This window comes from Pseudoneobacillus rhizosphaerae (assembly GCF_917563885.1).
Lineage (GTDB): Bacteria > Bacillota > Bacilli > Bacillales > Cytobacillaceae > Pseudoneobacillus > Pseudoneobacillus rhizosphaerae.
Window position 1 is genome coordinate 1 of sequence record NZ_CAKJTG010000056.1, and the last position, 6678, is coordinate 6678.

Consider the following 6678-nt stretch of genomic DNA (forward strand, 5'->3'; position numbering starts at 1 on the left):
TAAGTATTCTTAATATTAATATATTAAAATATTAGCTGTCATATGTAAAATCGGACTTGCATTAATTTTTCTAACTATTTATAATAAACCTAACAAATGAATCTTTACGAAGTTTGTAACATTTAATCGAAAATAACATGAATACATCTAAGGTTATGTTAGTAAAAGTTAGAAGTTTCTAACTTTTTACACAATAGATTAATATTGGAAGCAGGCTAATAGAAAAGGTATAATACTATATTAGTATATCATTTTACCTAAAGAAGTCTGACTATTCCATTAATATATTGTGGATGTACAAATGTGTTTTTGGGAAATGTAAAAATGTAAAGATCCTTTGTAGGAGAAAATTTAGGGGGTAAACCAAAATGAAGAAAAGATTTTCAATCTTTTTTAGCATGTTACTAGTATTAAGCATGTTTTTAGCAGCTTGTGCTGGTAAAGACAGCGGCAGTGGCACAAAAAACGAGGGCAATAAAGAATCAAACGTACCTCAAGAGTTACGAGTAAATATTAACTCTGAACCACCTGCACTACACCCAGGATTAGCTAGTGATTCAACTTCAGGTGGAGTATTATTACAAACATTTGAAGGTTTAACACGTGGTGGTAAAGACGGTAAGCCTGAAAATGCAATGGCAGAAGATGTACAAGTTTCTGATGATTTAAAGACTTACACGTTTACTTTAAGAGATGCAAAATGGACAAACGGAGATCCAGTAGTTGCTGAAGACTTCGTTTATGCATGGAAATGGGCTCTAGACCCAGCTAACCAAGCATCTTACGCTTACCAACTTTACTACGTTAAAGGCGCTCAAGCTATTAATGAAGGTAAAGGAGCTGCTGATACTCTTGGAGTAAAAGCAATCGATGAAAAAACTTTAGAAGTAACATTAGAAAACCCAACTCCTTATTTCTTAGAATTAACTGCTTTCTACACTTACTACCCAGTTAATCACAAAGTAGCTACTGCAGATGCAAACTGGCACACTGAAGCTGGCGAAAACTATGTATCAAACGGTCCTTTCAAAATGACTGAATGGTCACACCAAGATAAAATCGTTCTTGAAAAGAACGCAGATTATTGGGATGCAGAAGCTGTAAAATTAGAAAAAATCGAAATGTATATGATTAACGACCCTAACACTGAGTTATCAATGTATGACAACGGTGAATTAGATCGTGCAGGTTCACCATTCGGAACACTTCCAACAGATGCATTGCCACAATTGAAAGAATCTGGTGACTTAATTGTTAAACCAATCGCTGGTACTTACTGGTATAAATTCCAAACGGAAGTACCACCATTAAACAACAAAAACATACGTAAAGCTTTATCTTATTCAATTAACCGTAAAGCTATCGTTGAAAATATTACACAAGGTGGACAAATCCCAGCAATGGCAGCTGTTCCTCCATCAATGATACCTGAAAATGAGCAAGGATATTTTGCTGATGCTGATCTTGCAAAAGCAAAAGAATTTTTACAAGCTGGTTTAGATGAAATGGGATTAAAAGACGCTTCAGAATTGCCTAATATTACACTTTCTTATAATACAAGTGAAGCACATCAAAAAATTGCTCAAGCAGTTCAAGATATGTGGAAAAACGACCTTGGTGTTAATGTAACTCTTGATAACGCTGAGTGGGCTGTATATATCGACAAGTTACACAAAGGTGACTACATGGTTGGTCGTATGGGCTGGTTAGGTGACTTCAATGACCCAATCAACTTCTTAGAATTATTCCGTGAGAAAAATGGCGGAAACAACGATACATTCTGGGAAAATGCAGAATTCAAGCAATTACTTGCAGATTCACAAAAAGAAACTGATCCAGATGCTCGTATGCAAATGTTAAAAGATGCTGAGGCAATTTTCATGGATGAAATGCCTGTAGCTCCTATCTACTTCTATACAAACGTATGGGTAGAAAATGAAAACTTAAAAGATGTTGTAGTTTCTGGTCTTGGTGATGTTCAATTAAAATGGGCTCATTTTGAATAAGCTTTGAACTGAATAAGAATGATAATAAGGTATATGGGCGCATGCTCATATACCTTGATTATTGAGTGGGACTTTTCGCAATTTACTAACAATTGGAGGTGTGCATATGGCGAAATACATTACTAGACGTTTGATTTATATGGTTGTGTCTTTATATTTAATTGTAACAGCAACATTTTTCCTCATGCGTTTAGCACCAGGAAACCCTTTTACATCAGAAAAAAAGTTGCCGCCTGAAATAGAAGCTGCACTAAATGAACATTTTGGTTTGAATGACCCATGGTATGCGCAATATGGGGATTATTTACTCCGAATTGCTCAATGGGATTTCGGTCCATCCTTTAAATATAAAACAAGAACGGTAAACGATCTTATAAGTGAAGGTTTTCCTGTTTCCTTGGCGTTAGGGGCGCAAGCCATTCTAATTGCTTTAGCATTAGGACTCATCCTTGGAATTATTGCAGCTTTATATCACAATAAGTGGCAAGATTACGGAGCAATGATAATAGCCGTACTTGGTATTTCTGTACCTTCTTTTATTATGGCCACCGTCTTACAATATTTCTTCGCCATTAAATGGGGACTGTTACCGGTAGCTCGTTGGGATTCATTTATGCATACTATTTTACCTTCCTTAGCTCTTGCGGCCTCACCAATGGCATTTATTGCCCGGTTAACAAGGTCAAGTATGCTTGAAGTATTAGCAAATGACTATATTCGTACGGCAAAATCCAAAGGTTTAAGTAAAGGTGTTATCACGGTAAAACATGCGATTCGAAATGCGTTATTACCTGTTGTATCATACATGGGGCCTTTATCTGCTGGTATCATTACAGGAAGTTTCGTAATTGAAAGAATATTTGGGATTCCTGGACTTGGATCGCATTTTGTTACGTCCATTTCTAACCGTGACTATACGGTAATTATGGGTGTTACTGTGTTCTATAGTATTATCCTATTAGTTTCTATTCTTCTAGTCGACATAGCTTACGGTTTGATTGATCCACGTATCAAAATAGCCGGCGGGAAGAAAGGAGAGTAAATATGCAACAGATATCTAAAGATAAATTTCAAATTGTCGGAAACGAAGGTATTAATTCTGAAAAGATAGAGAAACCAAGTCTTTCTTTTTGGAAAGATGTATCGATCCGTTTTCGTAAAAATAAGCTTGCCATGTTTGGGATCGTTCTTTTAGTTTTATTAGTCTTTTTTGCTATTTTTGGGCCATATATGACCGAATATGATTATGCAAAAAATGATTTAATGAATACAAATAAAGCACCATCTTCAGAACATTGGTTTGGAACAGATGACCTTGGACGTGATGTATTTACACGTACATGGGAGGGAGCTCGTATTTCCCTAGCTATCGGGGTATTAGCGGCTCTTATTGATTTTACCATCGGTGTACTTTGGGGTGGTATCTCCGGTTTCAAAGGTGGACGTGTCGACGAGTTTATGATGAGAACTGCCGACATTTTATATGGTGTTCCTTATTTGCTACTCGTTATTTTATTAATGGTTGTGTTAGGACAAAGTCTAGGTACGATGATTTTGGCCATGACGATTACTGGCTGGATCAATATGTCACGAATTGTGCGTGGACAGGTTTTATCACTGAAAAACCAAGAATATGTACTAGCATCTAGAACATTGGGTGCGGGTTTAACTAGAATTATGGGGAAACATCTAATTCCAAACACAATGGGTCCAATTTTAGTAACGATGACTCTAACTGTACCAGCGGCAATCTTCACTGAAGCTTTCCTTAGTTTCTTAGGATTAGGATTAACACCTCCGCTTGCAAGTTGGGGGACTATGGCTTCTGATGGACTGCCAGCATTAAAATATTATCCATGGCGTTTATTCTTCCCGGCTACTTTTATCGCATTGACGATTTTTGCCTTTAACGTAATTGGAGACGGTTTACGGGATGCATTAGACCCACGACTACGTAAATAAGGAGTGAGAATATGGAAAAAATACTAGAAGTCAAAGATTTATCTGTCTCATTCCAAACGTATGGGGGAGAGGTTCAAGCTGTTCGTAATGTAAACTTTGATTTATATAAGGGTGAAACATTAGCAATCGTTGGAGAGTCTGGATCAGGTAAATCCGTTACGACTCAAACAATCATGAAGTTAATTCCAATGCCACCTGGTAAAATTAAAAGTGGACAGATCCTATTTGAAGGTAAAGATATTGTTCCATTATCAGATAAACAAATGGAGAAGGTTCGTGGAAAAGAAATAAGCATGATATTCCAAGATCCAATGACATCTTTAAACCCAACGATGAAAATTGGCCGTCAAATTATGGAGGGTTTAATTAAGCATCAAAATATGTCAACTTCTTCTGCTAAAGAACGTGCAATTGAAATGCTTCGTTTAGTTGGAATCCCAATGCCAGAGCGGCGTGTGAATCAATATCCACATGAATTTTCAGGTGGGATGAGACAGCGTGCAATGATTGCGATTGCCCTTGCAGCTAATCCCAAGCTATTAATCGCAGATGAACCAACCACAGCATTGGATGTTACGATACAAGCGCAAATTTTAGAATTGATGAAAGATTTGCAATCGAAAATGAATACTTCTATTATCTTTATTACTCATGATCTTGGGGTAGTAGCAAATGTTGCTGATCGTGTAGCAGTTATGTACGGTGGTCAAATTGTGGAAACGGGAACAGTAGATGAAATATTCTATGACCCACGCCATCCATATACCTGGGGATTACTTGCTTCCATGCCTAGCTTAGAAAATGATGATAAATCTGAACTAGCTGCAATTCCTGGAACCCCTCCGGATTTAACTAACCCTCCAAAAGGGGATGCGTTTGCTGCCAGAAATCCATATGCAATGCAAATCGATTTTGAAGAAGAACCACCATTATTCCAAATTTCTGAAACGCATTTTGCAAAGACATGGTTATTGCATCCTGATGCTCCAGCTGTCGAGCCACCAGACGCAGTAAAAAGAAGAATGCGTAAACTATCCTCCACTTTTGATAAGCCTGTATTAGTAAAGGGAGGTAAATAATATGGCAGAAAAATTATTAGAGATTAAAAATCTAAAACAACATTTTAATGTTGGAAAACCCAACCTAGTTAAGGCGGTTGATGGTGTTACGTTTGATATTTATAAAGGTGAAACGTTAGGGCTTGTTGGAGAATCAGGATGTGGTAAGTCAACTACTGGTAGAACTATCATTCGTCTTTATGATGCAACAGATGGCCAAGTCTTGTTTAACGGCGAAGATGTTCATGGTAAAAAGAATGTCAGTGAGCTTAAAAAGTTCAATCGTAAAATGCAAATGATTTTTCAAGACCCTTACGCTTCCTTAAATCCACGTATGACTGTAGCAGATATCATTGCCGAAGGTATTGATATCCATGGACTTGCAAAAACGAAGCAAGAACGGATGGAGCAGGTTTATGATTTGTTAAAAACAGTTGGATTAAATAAAGAGCATGCAAACAGATATCCACATGAGTTTTCTGGCGGTCAAAGACAACGTATCGGTATTGCGCGCGCTTTAGCTGTACAGCCAGAATTTATCATTGCGGATGAACCTATCTCTGCGCTAGACGTTTCTATTCAAGCACAGGTAGTTAACTTGTTGAAAAAGCTGCAGAATGAAAAAGGTTTAACCTACTTATTCATTGCTCATGATCTATCGATGGTTAAGTACATTAGTGACCGAATTGGGGTAATGTATTTTGGAAAGCTAGTCGAGCTAGCACCAGCTGATACATTGTATAAAAACCCGTTACATCCATATACGCAATCATTATTATCTGCTATTCCACTGCCAGACCCAGAATCTGAGCGGACTAGAAAAAGAGTATCTTATGACCCGAGTGTTCATAACTATGAGGATAATGAAAAGGTTGAAATGAGAGAAGTAGCACCAGGACATTTTGTCTATTGCTCTGAAAAGGAATTCAAGCAATATAAAAATGCCTATATTAAATAACAAAAAAACGATCCTTTGCGATCGTTTTTTTGTGGAGTTTTTTAATTGGGAAAACGGTTATGTAAACGCAGAAAATCCTCGCGTGCCCTAAACAATGTGAGATTAGAATTTTCAACAAACTTCATTAACATAGCCAAATGAAAAAAACTAACCTTATAGGTTAGTTTTCTTTGTTTGTATATTTAAGATATGAAAGTAAAACTTATTTCTTACGGCCACCAACATATTTCCAGCCAGTTTGCACACTAGCTGATTTTTCTACAAACTCAGATTTATTTTTACCACCAAATACTTTTTGGCCAATAGCATTTGGGATGACTCCCATAAAGGCTGTTAGTCCAATAATAACAAGTGCAACGATAGTTAAATCAGTTATGTATTCAAACATTCAAACCAAACCTCCATTATCCTGCTAGGCAGAATAGTTAATAATAACATCCCTTTCTTTATTGTAAAAGAACTTTCAACTTAAAGAAAGAGGAAAATGCAATTATTCTCGAATTGAATCGGAATTATTTATGAAGATTAGATTGAACTAATAGTATTTACAATAAAAAAATAGAAAGCGTTTTCATTTTAATGTTTTAATTGAGAATAGTAAGAAGTAAAAATACATAAAAAAAAATATAATAAATTTGCTGGTAAGCCTACTTCCTCCGGACGAATATTCCCTAAAATAGAACGAAATGTATCA

Annotated in this window: 6 protein-coding genes; 5 read left to right on the forward strand and 1 reads right to left on the reverse strand. The window is 36.4% G+C overall.

All coding sequences use genetic code 11. The features are described from left to right. Positions 1–368: 368 nt before the first annotated feature. From LRP83_RS22990 to LRP83_RS23010, 5 genes are all read left to right on the forward strand, one after another. On the forward strand, positions 369–2006 hold the full coding sequence (locus LRP83_RS22990; protein ID WP_230499163.1) for a peptide ABC transporter substrate-binding protein: 1638 nt from the start codon (positions 369–371) through the stop codon (positions 2004–2006). Positions 2007–2112: 106 nt separating this feature from the next. After that, on the forward strand, positions 2113–3048 hold the full coding sequence (locus LRP83_RS22995; protein WP_230499164.1) for an ABC transporter permease: 936 nt from the start codon (positions 2113–2115) through the stop codon (positions 3046–3048). Positions 3049–3050: 2 nt separating this feature from the next. Then, a complete protein-coding gene (locus LRP83_RS23000) occupies positions 3051–3968 on the forward strand; it encodes an ABC transporter permease (RefSeq protein ID WP_230499165.1) in 918 nt (305 codons plus the stop codon). Between the two features lie 11 nt (positions 3969–3979). Further along, complete coding sequence (locus LRP83_RS23005) at positions 3980–5047, forward strand: ABC transporter ATP-binding protein (protein ID WP_230499166.1); 1068 nt, start codon at positions 3980–3982, stop codon at positions 5045–5047. A gap of 1 nt (position 5048) precedes the next feature. Next, positions 5049–5984 (forward strand): ABC transporter ATP-binding protein, encoded by a 936-nt coding sequence (locus tag LRP83_RS23010; RefSeq protein WP_230499167.1) that lies wholly within the window; start codon positions 5049–5051, stop codon positions 5982–5984. 202 nt (positions 5985–6186) lie between these two features. Here the strand turns inward: LRP83_RS23010 and LRP83_RS23015 are convergent, their stop codons facing one another. After that, the gene (locus tag LRP83_RS23015) at positions 6187–6372 is read right to left on the reverse strand and encodes a hypothetical protein (protein ID WP_230499168.1); all 186 of its coding nucleotides are present in this window, start codon (positions 6370–6372) and stop codon (positions 6187–6189) included. Positions 6373–6678 lie beyond the last annotated feature (306 nt).

Coding starts and splice junctions, on each gene's coding strand:
- LRP83_RS22990 (WP_230499163.1), top strand. CDS start 369: ATGAAGAAAAGATTTTCAATCTTTTTTAGCATGTTACTAGTATTAAGC.
- LRP83_RS23000 (WP_230499165.1), top strand. CDS start 3,051: ATGCAACAGATATCTAAAGATAAATTTCAAATTGTCGGAAACGAAGGT.
- LRP83_RS23010 (WP_230499167.1), top strand. CDS start 5,049: ATGGCAGAAAAATTATTAGAGATTAAAAATCTAAAACAACATTTTAAT.
- LRP83_RS23015 (WP_230499168.1), bottom strand. CDS start 6,372: ATGTTTGAATACATAACTGATTTAACTATCGTTGCACTTGTTATTATT.
- LRP83_RS23005 (WP_230499166.1), top strand. CDS start 3,980: ATGGAAAAAATACTAGAAGTCAAAGATTTATCTGTCTCATTCCAAACG.
- LRP83_RS22995 (WP_230499164.1), top strand. CDS start 2,113: ATGGCGAAATACATTACTAGACGTTTGATTTATATGGTTGTGTCTTTA.